Source organism: Actinomyces naeslundii (assembly GCF_001956585.1).
In the GTDB taxonomy this organism is placed as follows: domain Bacteria; phylum Actinomycetota; class Actinomycetes; order Actinomycetales; family Actinomycetaceae; genus Actinomyces; species Actinomyces naeslundii.
In genome coordinates, this window is sequence record NZ_MSRR01000009.1 from 75,958 (window position 1) to 90,492 (window position 14,535).

A 14,535-nucleotide genomic window follows, 5' to 3' on the forward strand; every position below is an offset into this window, starting at 1 on the left:
TTGCGGGAGCACCGCTGCGGCCCACCGCCTCTTTTCAACCAGCAGGAGAACTCCTCATGACCGTCGAGCTCGTCACCACCTCCAGTCCGGAGATCGTCGAGGCCATGGAGCGCCTCATCCCGCAGCTCTCCCGCAGCGCCCCGGCACTGACTGCAGAGCAGTGCGAGGCCTTCATCGCCCAGGAGGGGGTCTTCCTCTTCGTCTTCCGCCCGGAGGCCGAGGCCGGCCAGAGCGCCCCGATCCTGGGCATGCTCACCCTGGCGACCTTCACGATCCCCACGGGTCTGCGCGCCTGGGTGGAGGACGTCGTCGTCGACGGCGAGGCCCGCGGCCAGGGTGCCGGCCAGGCCCTCGTGGAGGCCGCCGTCGAGTACGCCGGCAAGATGGGGGCGCGCACCGTCGACCTCACCTCACGCCCCTCGCGCGAGGCCGCCAACCGTCTCTACCGCCGCGCCGGCTTCGAGCTGCGGGAGACCAACGTCTATCGCTACGCCCAGGTCTGAGCGCCGCAGCACGACCCCGCTGAGCACACGCCTCACTTCGACCGAATCTTCATAGACGACACGGCTCCGCGTCATCTATGAAGATTCGGTCGAAGTAGTGGGTGTCCGGGCAGCCTGACGGGGGAAGCGACAGCAGGGCGGCCCCACCGTCCTCGGGACCCTCAGGCCATGAGGGCATCGATGAAGGCGGCCACGCTCGGGGTGGTGCGCCCGCCGGCGGCCGCAACGACGTCGTCCGGGGCACCGGCGATGGCGCAGGGGACGTTGGCGCACTCGAACATCGAGATGTCGTTCCAGGAGTCGCCCACGGCGGCCACCTCGCTCATCTCCTGGCCCCGCTCGGCGAGGAGCGCGGCCAGCCGGCCCAGCCCCGTCCCCTTGGACTCACCCGCGGCCGTGACGTCGACGAAGGCGGTCGAGCGGGTGCAGCTGACGCCGTCGACCATATCCTCCAGGCCTCGGGCCAGCGCCTCGGCGACGCAAGGATCGGGGACGTGCAGCGGCATCGAGGTGACCCCCAGGCCGGCGACCTGGGACAGGGGCGCCGCAGTGAAGCGGTCGGCGGGCGTGCGCTGGTCGGTGGACAGGCCGATCGGATCGTCCAGCACGTAGTCGCGCTCGAGGGTCGAGGCGAAGACGGACACCTGCGCCCGGCTGATGAGGCCGACCGCCCGGGTCACGGCCCGCACCTGGTCGGCGCTGAGCGTGCGGGTGCAGTGCACCCGACCGGCGGCGTCGATGACGGTCGTGCCCGTGGCGCACACGGCGTAGTCGTAGTCCAGACCGATGCTCGTCGAGGCCCGGGCCACCTCGACCGCGTGCTGCACCAGCCGTACCGAGCGCCCGGTAGCCAGGACCAGGAGGTTGCCGGCCTCGCGCCAGCGCACCAGGGCCTCGGCGTCGGCCTGCCCGACGGCATGGTGGAAGACGAGGGTGCCGTCAAGATCCGTGGCGAGCAGGCGCATGCCGGCGAGCATAGCTCGCGCTCCCCGAACCCACCCCGCACATCAACACTTCGACGAAATCTTCACAGACGACACGGCTCCGCGTCATTTGTGAAGATTTTGTCGATGTGCTGGGTCTAAGCCGTTGGCCGTCCCATGAGGGAGTCGATGAGGTCGGCCAGGCTGGAGACCGTGCCGTCGCACTGCTCGACGACCTCTGGTGGTGACCAGGGCAGGGCGTAGGAGTGGTCAGCGGCCTGGTGCATGGAGATGTCGTTCCAGGAGTCCCCGATGGACCAGGTCTCAATGGGCTCTACCGGTGGCTCAGCCACCCCTGAGGCGGAGGAGTCATCGCCTAAGTCACTGGCAGGGTCCTGGGCGGGCGACTCGCTGAGGCTCGCCACCAGCTGTCTGAGCCCCTCGCCCTTGGAGGCGGAAGCGGGAACGACGTCGATGAAGTCCTGGTTGCGGAAGCCCACCGCCTGTCCCGCCCAGCACCGACGCAGGTAGGTCTCGGTACGCGAGGCCATCTCGGAGTCGGTGAAGCGCATCGGCACACCGATGACCTCGCGCCCGTCCAGGTCACGCCGGGTGGCCGGCCGGAAGAGGGTGAGCAGCTCGGAGCCGGAGCCGATCGTGTCGTAGATGAGCAGGTCCTCGTCCAGTCCGGTGGTGAAGACGGTGACACCCGGAGCGCCCTCAACGAAGTCGAGGATGTCCTCGACGACACCGGGCGGCAGAGCCGTCGAACGGCGCACCCTGATGTTCTCATCCACGACGGCGGCACCCGTGTAGAGGATGGCGTTGTCGAACTCCAGGCCCATGGGTACCACCACGTGCTCCAGCGCCGAGACCGACCGGCCCGTGTTGATGACCAAGAGGTTGCCGGCGGCCCGCCACCGGGCCATGGCCTCGCGGTCGCGCAGCGGGATCGACCCGTTGAAGACGATGGTGCCGTCCAGGTCCGTGGAGATGAGCCTGCGTGGCATGGGAGTCCTTTCCGTTCAGGTGCTGCCGGTTTCCAGCGGCCTCGGAGCCGCCTAGGAGCCACCTAGGAGGCATCAGCAGGCTTATTCTCCTCATCCTTGGCAGCCGCGTCAGCACACTGGTCGGGCTCCTGGCCGGCGGACCCCCGACGGGCCTTCTTCTCCGCCTTGCGGGCCTTCTTGGCCTGCTTCTTGTCCTCGCGCTCCTGGCGCTCGCGGGCCCATTGCACGTAGCCCTGAAGGAGGCTGCGGGAATCGGGAGTGAGGATCTTGTTGTCCTCCAGCAGGCCCTCGGCGCGCAGGGTCATGAACTGCAGGTACTCGGGGTTGCGGGTGAGCCCGTACTGCCTCTTGGCCTCTTCGAGGTCGGAGACATCGCGGCGCACCTGGCGCTCGATCAGGGCCCGTCCGCCCATGAGGAAGATCGCCATGATAAGGGCCAGGATCGAGCCGATGCCCCGAGTAAAGGGGTAGAGGATGCAGGCGATGACCATGAGCCAGGTGACGTACTTGCCCATGGAGTGGGTGTAGCCGCGCCAGCGCCCGTCATCCCCGGTCGCCCAGGTGCGGATCTTGGCGGGCCCGTCGGGATCTCCGCCGCTGAACCAGTCGCGCACCCGGGTGCCGATCGACTTCTTGCCCTTGACCTTGCCGTTCTCACTCATGCGTGGTCGCCTTCCAGGATCGTGCCGATGAGCTCGGCCATGGAGCCCGCGGTCGTCTCGCACACGGCCGTGACCTCCGGCGGGGACCAGGGAAGGGCGACGGCGTGGTCGGCGACGGCGTGCATGTCCAGGTCGTTCCAGGAGTCGCCGATGGTCCACACCTCGACCTCCCGCCCCGACAGGGGCCCGTCCAGGAGAGCCCGCAGCCCGGAGCCCTTGGTGGCGCCGGCGGGCACGAAGTCCAGGAAGTCCTGGTTGCGGTGGCAGTCCAGGACGCCCTCCCACCGCTGGGTGAGATCGTGATCAAGGCGATCGCGCAGGGCGTCGTCCGTGACACGCAGGGGCACTCCGATGAAGCGGTGGGAGTCCATCTCCTCCAGGGTCATCGACTCGAAGACCGCCAGGATCGAGGAGATCTCGTCGTTATTGTCGGCCAGGATGTAGTCGGTCTCGATGGTGGTGGCGTAGGTGGTCACCCCCGGCAGGTCGACGGTGCGGGTCGCCACGTCTCGGGCGACGCCGTCGGGCAGGTAGCGGGCGGAGAGCACCTGGTAGCTGCTGTCGACGAGGACCGCCCCGGTGAAGACGATGCCGTAGTCGAAGACGACGCCCAGGGGCTCAAGGACGTCGCGGGTGGCGAAGGAGGACTTGCCGGTGTCCACGGCCAGGAGGTTGCCGGCGGCCCGCCAGCGGGCCATGGCCTCGCGGTCGGCCGGGGAGACGGAGCGGTCGAAGACGATGGTGGCGTCCAGGTCGGTGACGAGGAGTCGGGTCACGCTGGTTCCTTGCTGCAGAGGGACGTGGAGGGCGGGGCCGAGAGGAGCGGGAGACGACGTCGGACAGGACGATGATGTGCCGGTGGAACCGGCAGGGCCTTGCGCATTCTACCGAGTACGCGGAGCGGGGAAGCCCCTATCCGGGTCTTCCCCGCTCCGTGGCGAGTGGCGTGAGACGGGCTGTCAGGCTCCCGGCACTCCCAGGACGTGGGCCCAGCGCCCCAGGATGCCGATGACGAACATGCCCAGAATGATCCACAGGGCGTTGACCTTCTTATTAAGCAGCCACATGCACAGGAAGGTGAGACCCAGCGCCGCCAAGCCGGGCAGCAACTGGTTGAGGACATCCTGAAGAGTCGTCGTTGTAACGATATGAGTCTCTCGGTTCTCGACCTTGGAGACCACCAGCGGGAAATAGATCTTGGTCCACTGCGACACCAGCGCGCCCATGACGAACAGACCCATGATGGCGGCCATCTGGGTGATCTTCTTGAGCTGGCCGCCGCCGACCTCGGTGACCAGAGTGGTCCCCCGCTCGTAACCGACCTTCAGGCCGTACCAGCGAGTGAGAACGCGCAGGACGTTGATGCCGACGAAGAACAGCAGCGGACCCAAGAAGGAGCCGTTGAGAGCCAACGACGCGCCCAAGGCCGCCAGGACGGGGCGGGCAGTGCCCCAGAAGATGGGGTCGCCGATACCGGCAACCGGCCCCATGAGGCCGATCTTGACGTTGGTGATGGCATCCTCACCAATGTCCTCGCCCTTGGACTTCTGCTCCTCCATGGCGGCGGTGACGCCGAAGATGACGGAGGAGGCCCAGGGGTGGGTGTTGTAGAACTCCAGGTGCCGCTTGAGGGCGGCGGCCTCGGCGGCCTTGTCGCCGCGGTAGACCTTCCGGATGGCCGGCATAAGCGTGTAGCAGAAGCCCATGGCCTGCATGCGCTCGAAGTTGAAGGAGCCGAGCAGGAAGGTGGAGCGCCAGTACATCCGCATGAGATCGCGGTTGTCGAGCATCTTCTCCGACGTCGCCGGAGCGGTTTCAGTAGTCATCAGAATCTTCCTTCTTCCAGCTCAGTCGAGCTCGTCGTCGAGGTCGTCGTCCAGGTCGCTGTTGGAGCCACCACCGGCTGCGGGCGAGGCGGCGGCGGGCAGGCGTACGGAGTCGTGGAACTCGGGGTTGAGCTGGACGTAGATGACAGCCAGGCAGGCCCCCAGGATGCCCAGGGCCACCAGCGACACGGCGGTCGGAGTGGAGCTGACGATCCAGTTGGCCATGCCGTCGACCCCCTTATCCAACTGGTCCTCAACCTTCCCGCTGTGGGAAGTGACGGTGGTGCCGAAGGTGGCGAAGACGAAGCCCAGGAAGAAGAAGGGCATGAGCTTGCGCGCCTTCATCATATTGATGACCATGGCGTAACCGACGACGACGATGAAGCCGCCGGCGATGTTGAGCCCATCGGTGATGACCTTGGGAATGGCCTCCAGGGTATCCTTCACGGTCTCACCATCGGCCAGAATGGCAACGGCAGCCGTCGGAACGGCCACCCGAAGCCCCTGAAGACCCAGGGCGGTGAAGTGCATGATGGCGATGCCCCGATAGTTGGCCTGCTCAGCGAAGCGGTCCGCTTGATGGGCGAAGAAGATGGCGATCGTTCGCACGAAGATCGTCAGTCCTTGCCCCGCCGCAGCCACCAGTACAGCCACAGTCACGGCCTGGTTAATAGCATTACCCTGGGCGATTCCCTGGTTGACAAACACCACGGCGACGACCGTGGAGACCGTGGACGCCAGAGCGGCGTCGGGCGCCATGGCGGCACCGACGTTCATCCAGGCCAGGGCGATGAGCTCGAGGGTTCCACCGGCAACGATTCCGACGGTGGGGTTGCCCAGGGCAATACCGGTCAGGGTGCAGGCGACGAGCGGGCGGTGGAACTGCCGCTCGTCCAGGACGCTGGCCATGCCCGCGACGAATGCCACGAGCGTGACCAGAATGATCTGGATCAGGTTGATGTCTTGCACGGTTCGTCTCTCTCACGTGAGGGTTGACAGGACACCCCTCCTGCTCCCGCCACCGAGGGGCGCGGGATGGGAAGTGTCAGAGGGATACTCGGGGAGGGGACGCAGGCGCGTCAGAGAACGTGGCCCCTCAGAGCAGGCCCTTGTCCTTGAGAGCCCCCATGAGGTCGGAGCTCGCGGTGGAGGGCACCTGCTGGATGTACTGCTTGATACCGCGGGAGTCGATCTCCTTGAAGGCCTCGATATCCTCGGGGCCGGCGTAGACGGCCTGGGAGATCTGGCTGGTGCCCTGCTTAAAGGTCATGCCGCCGACGTTGACCTCCTTGGCCTCCACGCCCAGGTCGAGCAGGCGCACGATGTCGGCCGGGGTCTCGACGACGATGACCGCCTTGAGGGCCTCGTACTTGGGGTTCTTGTAGACGCGAGCGGCCTTCTCCACGCCCAGCACGTGGACCTTCACCTTGCCGCCGCCAGTCTGCAGCATGAGGGTCTTGCGCAGTTCGTCGTTGGCGGCGCCGTCGGAGACGGCCAGGATGGCCTCGGCTCCCAGGGACCCGGCCCAGTTGTTGGCGACCTGTCCGTGGACCAGGCGGGAATCGATACGCAGGAGCTTGACGTCCATCAGAGCTCGTCTCCTTCATCATCGGAAGTGGTGGTGGGTGCAGGGGTGAAGACCTCGGAGAGGACCTTGACGCCGTCGGTGGCGGACGTCCGGGCGGCCTCTACGAGCTCGGCGAGCCCGGCGCCGGCAAGGCGACGGGACAGGACCTCGATGACCATGGGCAGGTTGACGCCGGTGACGACGTCGGCATCGTCGCGTCCTGCGGCGAAGCGGGCGGCAGCGTTGTAGGGGCTGCCGCCGAAGAGGTCGACGAGGATGAGGTGCTCCTGACTGGAGGATGCCTCGACCGCGGCGGCGTACTTCGCCAGGAGGTCGTCAGGCCCCTCGGAGGGGTCGAAGGTGACGGCGACGACGTCATCACTGGGACCGACGATCATCGCGGAGGAGGCGACGAGGCCTTCAGCCAGGTGTCCGTGAGCGGCTATGACCAGGGAAGCCATGGGCGGGAACCTTTTCCATCCAGGCTGCCGCCAAGGATTGGTGAGGCCTGGGCAACAGCAACGTATGTGTCATGGTGACGATAAAGACGAATCACGTGATCGCCACCACTCAGATGCCCACCATTTTCACACAAAAGCAAACAAAACCAACACCGGTAACACGCGTTACCGCAACTCGAGGGTGATTTTTAGGCGTAAATACGCGTTTTATGCTCATCAATCCCGAACAGAGAATGCGAAATCCGGTTGATTATGTTTTACGCCACACCACAGGACAATGGTCCCACTTCTCAGCAGCGGCGTCACGCACGCGGCACGTTGCGCTCGAGTTCGTCCAACCAGGCCGTCGCTGCGGCGTCGGAGGGCATGCGCCAGTCCCCGCGGGGGGACAGCGAGCCGCCGGCGACCACCTTGGGGCCGTTGGGCAGGGTGGAGCGCTTGAACTGGTTGGAGAAGAATCTCCGGTGGAACAGCTCGAGCCAGCGCCGGATCTCGGGGAGGTCGTAGGCGACCTTCTCCGTCGGCGGCAGCCCCTCGGGCCACTCGCCGCTGTCCACGTCCGACCAGGCCTTGTGAGCCAGGAAGGCGATGCGGCTGGGGCGCGAGCCGCGGCGCAGCACGTGCCACAGGGTGAAGTCCTGCAGGGCATAGGGGCCGATCTTGGCCTGGGTGGACTGGATGGCGCCGCCGGCCTCGGCCGGGACCAGCTCGGGGCTGATCTCGGTGTCCAGGATGGACAGCAGCGTGCGCCCGACGGCGTCGTCGAAGAGCTTCTCGGCGACCACCCAGCGGATGAGGTGCTGAATGAGGGTCTTGGGGATGCCGGCGTTGACGCCGTAGTGGGCCATCTGGTCGCCCACCCCGAAGGTGCACCAGCCCAGGGCGAGCTCGGAGAGGTCCCCGGTGCCCAGGACGATACCGCCGCGGTGGTTGGCGATACGGAAGAGGAAGTCGGTGCGCAGGCCCGCCTGGACGTTCTCGAAGGTGACGTCGTAGAGGTCCCGCTCGCTGACGCCCTCGGGCAGGACCCCGGTGCGGGCGTACTCGCCGTAGGGGTGGCCCATCTCGGTGAGCATCTGGGTGGCGGTGGCCCGGATGTCGAGCTCCTCGAAGGTGCAGCCCAGGCCGACGGCGAGGTCCTCGGCGTTGCGGCGCGTGCCGGCGCTCGTGGCGAAGCCGGGCATGGTGATGGCGTGGATGTCGGAGCGGGGCCGGCCCAGGCGGTCCATGGCGCGGGCGGCCACGATGAGGGCGTGGGTGGAGTCCAGGCCGCCGCTGACGCCGATGACGATCTTGGGGTTGCCGATGGCCCCCAGGCGCTGGACGAGGGCGGCCACCTGGATGTTGTAGGCCTCATAGCAGTCCTGGGCGAGTCGGGCCGGGTCGTCGGGCACGAAGGGGAAGCGGTCCACGCGGCGGCGCAGGCCGATGTCCGTGCGCGGGGCCGCCAGGTCGGCGGCGCAGATCCCGATCCGCCGGAAGGCCGCCGGGTCGGTGAAGGTGGCGGCCGTGACCGGGGAGCCTGCCACCGGGGCGCTCAGGGTGCGGGCGTTATCGGCGAAGGTCCCCTGGCGCAGGCGCTCGGCGCGCAGGCCCTCGACATCGACGTCGACGACCGTGGCGCGCGGCCCGTCGGGGAAGCGCTCGGTGGAGCCGAGCAGCTCGCCGTTCTCGTAGACGAGGGTCTGACCGTCCCAGGCCAGGTCCGTGGAGGACTCGCCCTGCCCGGCAGCGGCGTAGACGTAGGCGGCCAGACCCCGGGCCGACGAGGAGCGGGCCAGCAGCTCACGATCCTCGGCCCGCCCCACGGTGATGGGCGAACCGGAGATGTTGACCAGGACCGTCGCCCCGGCCAGTGCCGCCAGCGACGACGGGGGGACGGGCACCCACATGTCCTCGCAGACCTCGACGTGGAAGGTCAGGCCGGGGACGTCGTCGACCTCGAACAGGAGGTTCGCCCCGAAGGGGACCCGCGCTACCGGCTCGGCGCCGTCGGAGCCGCTGCACACACCGGGCAGCTCGATGCTCTCCACCCCGGCGGGCAGGGCGTCACCGGGCGCGAAGTGCCGCTTCTCGTAGAACTCCCGGTAGGTGGGCAGATAGGACTTGGGGGCGACACCGCGCACCCTTCCGCCCTGAATGACCAGGGCGCAGTTGTAGAGACGGTCCCCCAGACGCAGGGGCGCGCCGACGACGAGGGCGGTCAGGAGGTCTGCGCTGGCGGCGCGCAGGGTCTCGATGGCGGTGAGCACGTCGGACAGGAGGACATCGGACAGGAGGAGGTCGTCGATGGCGTAGCCGGTCAGGCACAGCTCGGGGAAGGCGGCCAGGCAGACACCGTCGTCGGCCAGGGCTCGGGCCTGCTCGATGATGGCGGCGGCGTTGGCAGCCGGGTCGACCGGCACCACGGGCAGGGTGACGGCGGCGACACGGGCGAAGCCCTGGTCGTAGGCGGAGAGGAACTCGATGGCGGGCGCAGGATCAGTCACAGCGTCGGTCACGGCGACAGGCACAGTCTCAGTCACGGGGTTGATCCTTCCATCGACGGCGAGTTCCTGCGAGACCACCGCCCACGTTTCGCGGCCGGGGACATGGGATGCGCAGGGGTGCGCCCCATCGCGGGCGAAGACGTTCGACGCGTACGGGAACAGGAATTCCGTCCCTGGACACGCGCGATGGCACTCGCCCGGCAGCGCACTGCGCCCACCACGTCACCCGTGGAACCGGGGGCGGCGAGGTGGGCGCAGTCCATCACTCACGCGTGCGCCCGAGGCACCGCCTGGAACCGATGGCGGCAGGGACGGGCACGCGTCAGGAGAAAGCGAGTGACGGAGAGACGGCAGGAGAGAAGCAGTGAGGAGAGCGAAGAGACAGCCATCACCTTTCTTTCTATGGGGCCGAAGACTTCGACGTCCCCGGCCGGTGTTGGTGGTCGTGAGTCTGGTACGGGTCGTGTTATCGCGGCGCTAAAGACCGCAGCGGACCGGGCCGATCAACTCGAACGCGCCCGGGTGAGCCGAGACCGGTCAGTACTGAACGGGGGCGGGCTCCTCGCGCATGAGGCACCATGCCGCGATGTAGACCAGGCACATGGGGCCGGGCAGGAGACAGGCCAGGAGTGCCCCGACGCGCACCGCAGTCACCGGCATGTCCCAGGCCTCGGCCAGACCGCCGCAGACACCACCGAGGATGCGGTGCTCGCGGGAGCGGCGCGGTAAAGAGCTGCGGAAGCCGGAGAACTCGCCGGAGCGCCCGGTGGAGGAGCCGGCATCGCCCTCGGATCGGGTGGACTGACTGAACTGACCGGGGTACTGCTGCTGTGTCATGTCCACAAGTCTGGCCGGGTGGGCTCGTTACCCGCCATCGGGGAGCCCCCTGAGAAGTCCCGGATGTTTCTCGGAGCCCACCCCTGGGCGCTTGATCGATACCGGCGGGCCGCGTAATTTGTCCCTGTCGCTAACGCGCGTTAGCGACCGTCGGGGAGGCGGTGCAGCAGCTCCCCTGACCGCGCACCGAACTGGCCGGCGCCGCTCTGGCGCCCGCCCTCGTGCTGTTCTTATCCACCCGAGCCCGTTTCCCGGAGGACTTGCCATGAGTCGGATCACCCGCCCGCTCAGTGCCCTGGCCGCTTTCTGCCTGCTCGCAGCCGGCTCTACGCTGGTCTCCATGCCCGCAGCCGCCACCGGCCAGGTCCGCCCGGACGCCCGACTGGTTCCCTCCGCCCCGCTGGCTCCAGCGGCCCCGAACGCCGACCAGGCCGGCGAGCAGTGGCGCCCGCAGGCCCACTACACCCCGCAGAAGAACTGGATGAACGACCCCAACGGGCTCGTCTACTACGACGGCGAGTACCACATGTTCTACCAGTACAACCCCGAGGGCTCGGACTGGGGCAACATGTCCTGGGGTCACGCGGTCTCCAAGGACCTGGTCCACTGGGAGGAGCTGGGCGTGGCGATCCCGCACACCTCTCAGTACGGGGTGTTCTCCGGCTCGGCGGTCATCGACACCAAGAACACCTCCGGCCTGGGCAGCCCGGACAACCCGGCCATGGTCGCGGTGTGGACGCGGGCCGACGTCGGCGGCAACCAGTCCCAGTCACTGGCCTACTCCACGGACAAGGGCCGCACCTGGAAGCTGTACAACAACGGGGACCCGGTCCTGGACATCGGCTCCAACGAGTTCCGCGACCCGAAGGTCTTCTGGGACGAGACGTCCGGACGCTGGACCATGGTGGTCTCCCACGCCACCGAGCACCGCATCTCCTTCTACTCCTCCCCCGACCTCATCCACTGGACCGAGCAGTCCAGCTTCGGCGGGGAGGGAATCACCTCGGCGGTGTGGGAGTGCCCGGACTTCTTCCCGCTGCCGGTCGACGGCAACTCCAAGGAGGTCAAGTGGGTCCTCGTGGTCACGGTGGCCGACTCCGCCCAGTACTTCGTGGGCAGCTGGGACGGCTCCACCTTCACCCCCGACGAGATCCCCCACTACACCGGTGAGGAGGGCACGACCCTGGCCGACTTCGAGAACGGCTACGCCGGCTGGAAGGCCGACGGCGCCGCCTTCGGCTCGGGCCCGGCCACCGGGGACCTGCCCGGGCACCAGGGCAAGGCCTATGTGGACTCCTTCGGTAGCGGCGACGCCGATACCGGCACGCTGACCTCGGATGAGTTCACGGTCTCCTCGTCCTATATCAACCTGCGCACCGCCGGCGGCAAGCACCCCTACAACCCCGAGGCCACCGGCGACAACGGCGGCGGCAAGCTCCTGGCCGGCTTCGACGGCTCCTGGGACGGCTGGACCGTGGCGGGCACCGCCTTCGGGACCACGCCCCCTCAGGGCGCCACCCCCGGCCAGCAACCGCTGGTCAACCACTCCAGCGCCGGGCTGATCAACACCTACTTCGATGTCAGCAACGGGCAGGGCGCGGATGCCACCACCGGCACCGCGACCTCGCCGACCTTCACCATCGACTCCGCCTACCTCAACCTCCTCATGGGCGGCGGCAACAACCCGCGCCCCGAGGGCGGCGCTGACGGAGGCTCCGGGGCGACCGTCGTCGAGCTCGTCGTCGACGGCAAGGTGGTACGCACGGCCACCGGCCGCAACCTGGAGGAGCTCAACTGGCAGAGCTGGGACGTCAGCGATCTCAAGGGCAAGTCCGCCCAGATTGTCGTCACCGACACGGCCACCGGAGGCTGGGGACACATTCTCCTGGACGAGGTCCGCGCCTCCGACGCGAAGGCCTCCCCCTTCGCGGACAACACCTCGGTCAACCTCGTCGTTGACGGCAAGGTCGTCGCCTCAGCCACCGGCAACAACTCCGGGACCCTGGACTGGACGAGCATGGACGTCTCGGCCTACAAGGGCCGCAAGGCTCGGCTCGTCATTGAGGACCACAACGGCAATGCCGAGGACTGGGGCCACCTCATGGTCGACCAGATCGTCCAGTCGGACACGAAGGCTTTCTCCGGGGCCGACGTCGTCCCCCGCCTGGACTACGGCAAGGACTACTACGCGGCCGTCACCTGGAACAACGCCCCCGACGGCAAGCGCTACCAGGTGGGTTGGATGAGCAACTGGGCCTACGTGCGCGATCTGCCCACCACCACCTGGCGCACCGCCATGTCCACAGTGCGTGAGATGGGACTGACCCGGGTGGACGGCAAGCTGCGTCTGACCGCCCAGCCGGTGACGGCCCTGGAGTCCCTGCGCACCGGCCAGGAGCTCACCCGGAAGGACGCCGACATCCCGGCGGGCGACACCTCCCTCGGTCAGGCCGCCCAGGGCACCTCTCTGGACATCAGCGTTGACCTGAGCCCGGGCACATCCTCCTTCGCCGGCCTCAAGGTCCTCGACAACGGCGAGCAGTACACGCTCGTCGGCTACGACGCCAAGGCCAAGCAGCTCGTCGTGGACCGCACCCACTCCGGGGTCACCGACTTCTCCCCGAAGTTCCCGGACCGCGCCACTGCCCCGCTGTCACCGGACAGCAAGGGCCAGGTCCACCTGCGCATCGTCGTCGACGCCCACTCCGTGGAGGTCTTCGCCGCCGACGGAACCTCTGTCATCACCGAGACCGTCTACCCCAAGCAGGGCGCCACCAACGTCTCGCTCCACGCCGAGGGCGGCACCGCCCGCCTGAGCTCCCTGAGCCTGTGGCACCTGGGGGCGGCTAAGGATGCCGGTGGCGCCGCCGAGGGCCCCGACTCCCCCGGCCCGGGGCAGCCGGCCGTGCAGAGGCAGCGCCACGGCCAGGACGGGGCCCAGGCCGTGGCCCAGGCGGCGTCGGCGAGCCCGGTCCCGGCCGCCGCCGGCAGGGGGAGGTCGGGCGGGTTCCCGCTGGCCCGAACCGGAACGTCCTTGACTCTCGGCGTTCTGGGCGCGGCGGCCGCCGCGATCGGTGCCTACGTGCTGCGCCTGCGCCGTCGCCAGGCCTGAGCACCGCCCCTGTCTGGCCCGCTCCTGCGTGGGGGCGCCCGACGCCGTCGGGGACGGGAATCCTGCACCCGTACGCGTTGGTTGTCCCCGCCCATCGACTCAGGCAGAGGAGCGGCGGACGATCTGCCCGGGCAGGAGCGTCTCGGCGGGCACTGCTTCGCCCTCCATGAGGTCCAGCAGGTGGGAGACTGCCACCTGCCCCATCTCCTCGAAGGGCAGGGCGACCGTCGTCAGAGCCGGGTGAACCTGGTCGGCGATGAGCTCCTGGTCGTCGATCCCGATGACGGCCACGTCCTCACGCACCCGTAGCCCCTGCTCTCGGATGGCGTCGTAGGCGCCCATGGCCATGCGGTCATTGCCGCACACCAGCCCGGTCATCCAAGGATGATCCGTCAGCAGGCGGGCCGCCGCGGCGTACCCGCCCCGGGTGGTGCCGTGGCCGACGGCGACGTGCACGGTGCTCCAGGGGATGCCGGCCTGCTCCAGGTAGGCCTCGCAGCCGGCACGTCGGCCGGGCGCCGCCTCGCCGTCATTCGGATCGAGCTCGATGACGCCGATGTCCCGATGGTGGCCCTCGAGGAGGGCCTGGGCGGCCAGACGGCCCATCTGCTCCTCATCGGGACGCACGCAGGGCAGGCCGGAGACCGGGTCGATGCAGTGGACCAGGACGGTGGGGATCTCACGGGCCTGTGCCGGCATGCGGACCCGGCAGTTCCATCCGGTGGCGTAGATGATGCCCTCGACCCGGGACTTCAGGAGCGTCTCGAAGGCCTCGGCATCCATGTCCGCCTCGGTGGAGGTCGGCACGATGAACAGGGTGTAGCCGGCGCGCCGGACCGTGTCCTGGATGCCACGGATCGTGGCGGCGCCGAAGGGGCTGGTGACGATCTCAGAGACCAGCCCGATGAGAGAGGAACGGCGCGAGGCCAGGGCACGTGCACCGCCGTGGGGGCGGTAACCGAGCTCAGCGGCCACCTGCTGGACGCGGTCGCGCGTCTCCGGGGCGATGCGGGCGCCGTTGCGGTTGTTGAGGACGAAGGACACGGTGGTGCGTGAGACGCCGGCAGCCCGGGCCACGTCCTCCATGGTGGTCCTGTAGGTGTCGCTCACCCCGGCTCCTCCCGATCCCTCCGACTCCGCCGCCC

Annotated in this window: 13 protein-coding genes; 2 read left to right on the plus strand and 11 right to left on the minus strand. The window is 68.4% G+C overall.

The genetic code is table 11. The features are described 5' to 3' along the window. Nucleotides 1-56: 56 nt before the first annotated feature. Nucleotides 57-503, plus strand: coding sequence for a GNAT family N-acetyltransferase (locus BKH33_RS04970; RefSeq protein WP_003781945.1), 447 nt, complete (start codon nt 57-59; stop codon nt 501-503). A gap of 161 nt (nt 504-664) precedes the next feature. On the opposite strand, the gene BKH33_RS04975 is transcribed toward BKH33_RS04970, so the two are convergent. The 10 genes from BKH33_RS04975 to BKH33_RS05020 all read right to left on the minus strand — a co-directional run bounded on the left by BKH33_RS04975 (nt 665) and on the right by BKH33_RS05020 (nt 10,278). Further along, nucleotides 665-1,468 (minus strand): HAD family hydrolase, encoded by an 804-nt coding sequence (locus BKH33_RS04975; RefSeq protein WP_232621421.1) that lies wholly within the window; start codon nt 1,466-1,468, stop codon nt 665-667. Nucleotides 1,469-1,584: 116 nt separating this feature from the next. Continuing rightward, nucleotides 1,585-2,436, minus strand: a complete 852-nt coding sequence (locus BKH33_RS04980) for an HAD-IIB family hydrolase (protein WP_003781960.1) — start codon at nt 2,434-2,436, stop codon at nt 1,585-1,587. A 62-nt stretch (nt 2,437-2,498) separates the two neighbouring features. Next, nucleotides 2,499-3,098, minus strand: a complete 600-nt coding sequence (locus tag BKH33_RS04985; protein ID WP_076142605.1) for a hypothetical protein — start codon at nt 3,096-3,098, stop codon at nt 2,499-2,501. Continuing rightward, complete coding sequence (locus BKH33_RS04990) at nt 3,095-3,874, minus strand: HAD-IIB family hydrolase (protein WP_076142608.1); 780 nt, start codon at nt 3,872-3,874, stop codon at nt 3,095-3,097. The genes BKH33_RS04985 and BKH33_RS04990 overlap by 4 nt, the downstream gene beginning before the upstream one ends. A gap of 183 nt (nt 3,875-4,057) precedes the next feature. Beyond that, nucleotides 4,058-4,924, minus strand: a complete 867-nt coding sequence (locus tag BKH33_RS04995; RefSeq protein ID WP_003781610.1) for a PTS system mannose/fructose/sorbose family transporter subunit IID — start codon at nt 4,922-4,924, stop codon at nt 4,058-4,060. Between the two features lie 21 nt (nt 4,925-4,945). Further along, complete coding sequence (locus BKH33_RS05000) at nt 4,946-5,893, minus strand: mannose/fructose/sorbose family PTS transporter subunit IIC (protein ID WP_003781615.1); 948 nt, start codon at nt 5,891-5,893, stop codon at nt 4,946-4,948. Between the two features lie 127 nt (nt 5,894-6,020). After that, nucleotides 6,021-6,512: a PTS sugar transporter subunit IIB gene (locus tag BKH33_RS05005; RefSeq protein ID WP_003781614.1), complete on the minus strand. Its 492-nt coding sequence runs from the start codon at nt 6,510-6,512 to the stop codon at nt 6,021-6,023. After that, the gene (locus BKH33_RS05010) at nt 6,512-6,952 is read right to left on the minus strand and encodes a PTS sugar transporter subunit IIA (protein ID WP_003781622.1); all 441 of its coding nucleotides are present in this window, start codon (nt 6,950-6,952) and stop codon (nt 6,512-6,514) included. Before BKH33_RS05010 ends, BKH33_RS05005 begins: the two co-directional genes overlap by 1 nt. Before the next feature lie 302 nt (nt 6,953-7,254). Further along, nucleotides 7,255-9,477 (minus strand): NAD(+) synthase, encoded by a 2,223-nt coding sequence (locus BKH33_RS05015; protein WP_003781619.1) that lies wholly within the window; start codon nt 9,475-9,477, stop codon nt 7,255-7,257. 501 nt (nt 9,478-9,978) lie between these two features. Beyond that, the gene (locus BKH33_RS05020; protein WP_043539009.1) at nt 9,979-10,278 is read right to left on the minus strand and encodes a PspC domain-containing protein; all 300 of its coding nucleotides are present in this window, start codon (nt 10,276-10,278) and stop codon (nt 9,979-9,981) included. 265 nt (nt 10,279-10,543) lie between these two features. Between BKH33_RS05020 and BKH33_RS05025 the strand changes: the two genes are divergently transcribed. Next, nucleotides 10,544-13,390 (plus strand): GH32 C-terminal domain-containing protein, encoded by a 2,847-nt coding sequence (locus BKH33_RS05025; protein ID WP_076142610.1) that lies wholly within the window; start codon nt 10,544-10,546, stop codon nt 13,388-13,390. A gap of 99 nt (nt 13,391-13,489) precedes the next feature. Here BKH33_RS05025 and BKH33_RS05030 read toward each other — a convergent pair whose 3' ends face one another. Continuing rightward, nucleotides 13,490-14,500, minus strand: coding sequence for a LacI family DNA-binding transcriptional regulator (locus BKH33_RS05030; RefSeq protein WP_081379663.1), 1,011 nt, complete (start codon nt 14,498-14,500; stop codon nt 13,490-13,492). Nucleotides 14,501-14,535 lie beyond the last annotated feature (35 nt).

Excerpts from the sequence above, each read along its gene's own strand:
- BKH33_RS04970 (WP_003781945.1), top strand. The coding sequence starts at position 57 with ATGACCGTCGAGCTCGTCACCACCTCCAGTCCGGAGATCGTCGAGGCC.
- BKH33_RS04975 (WP_232621421.1), bottom strand. The coding sequence starts at position 1,468 with ATGCGCCTGCTCGCCACGGATCTTGACGGCACCCTCGTCTTCCACCAT.
- BKH33_RS04980 (WP_003781960.1), bottom strand. The coding sequence starts at position 2,436 with ATGCCACGCAGGCTCATCTCCACGGACCTGGACGGCACCATCGTCTTC.
- BKH33_RS04985 (WP_076142605.1), bottom strand. The coding sequence starts at position 3,098 with ATGAGTGAGAACGGCAAGGTCAAGGGCAAGAAGTCGATCGGCACCCGG.
- BKH33_RS04995 (WP_003781610.1), bottom strand. The coding sequence starts at position 4,924 with ATGACTACTGAAACCGCTCCGGCGACGTCGGAGAAGATGCTCGACAAC.
- BKH33_RS05005 (WP_003781614.1), bottom strand. The coding sequence starts at position 6,512 with ATGGACGTCAAGCTCCTGCGTATCGATTCCCGCCTGGTCCACGGACAG.
- BKH33_RS05010 (WP_003781622.1), bottom strand. The coding sequence starts at position 6,952 with ATGGCTTCCCTGGTCATAGCCGCTCACGGACACCTGGCTGAAGGCCTC.
- BKH33_RS05020 (WP_043539009.1), bottom strand. The coding sequence starts at position 10,278 with ATGACACAGCAGCAGTACCCCGGTCAGTTCAGTCAGTCCACCCGATCC.
- BKH33_RS05025 (WP_076142610.1), top strand. The coding sequence starts at position 10,544 with ATGAGTCGGATCACCCGCCCGCTCAGTGCCCTGGCCGCTTTCTGCCTG.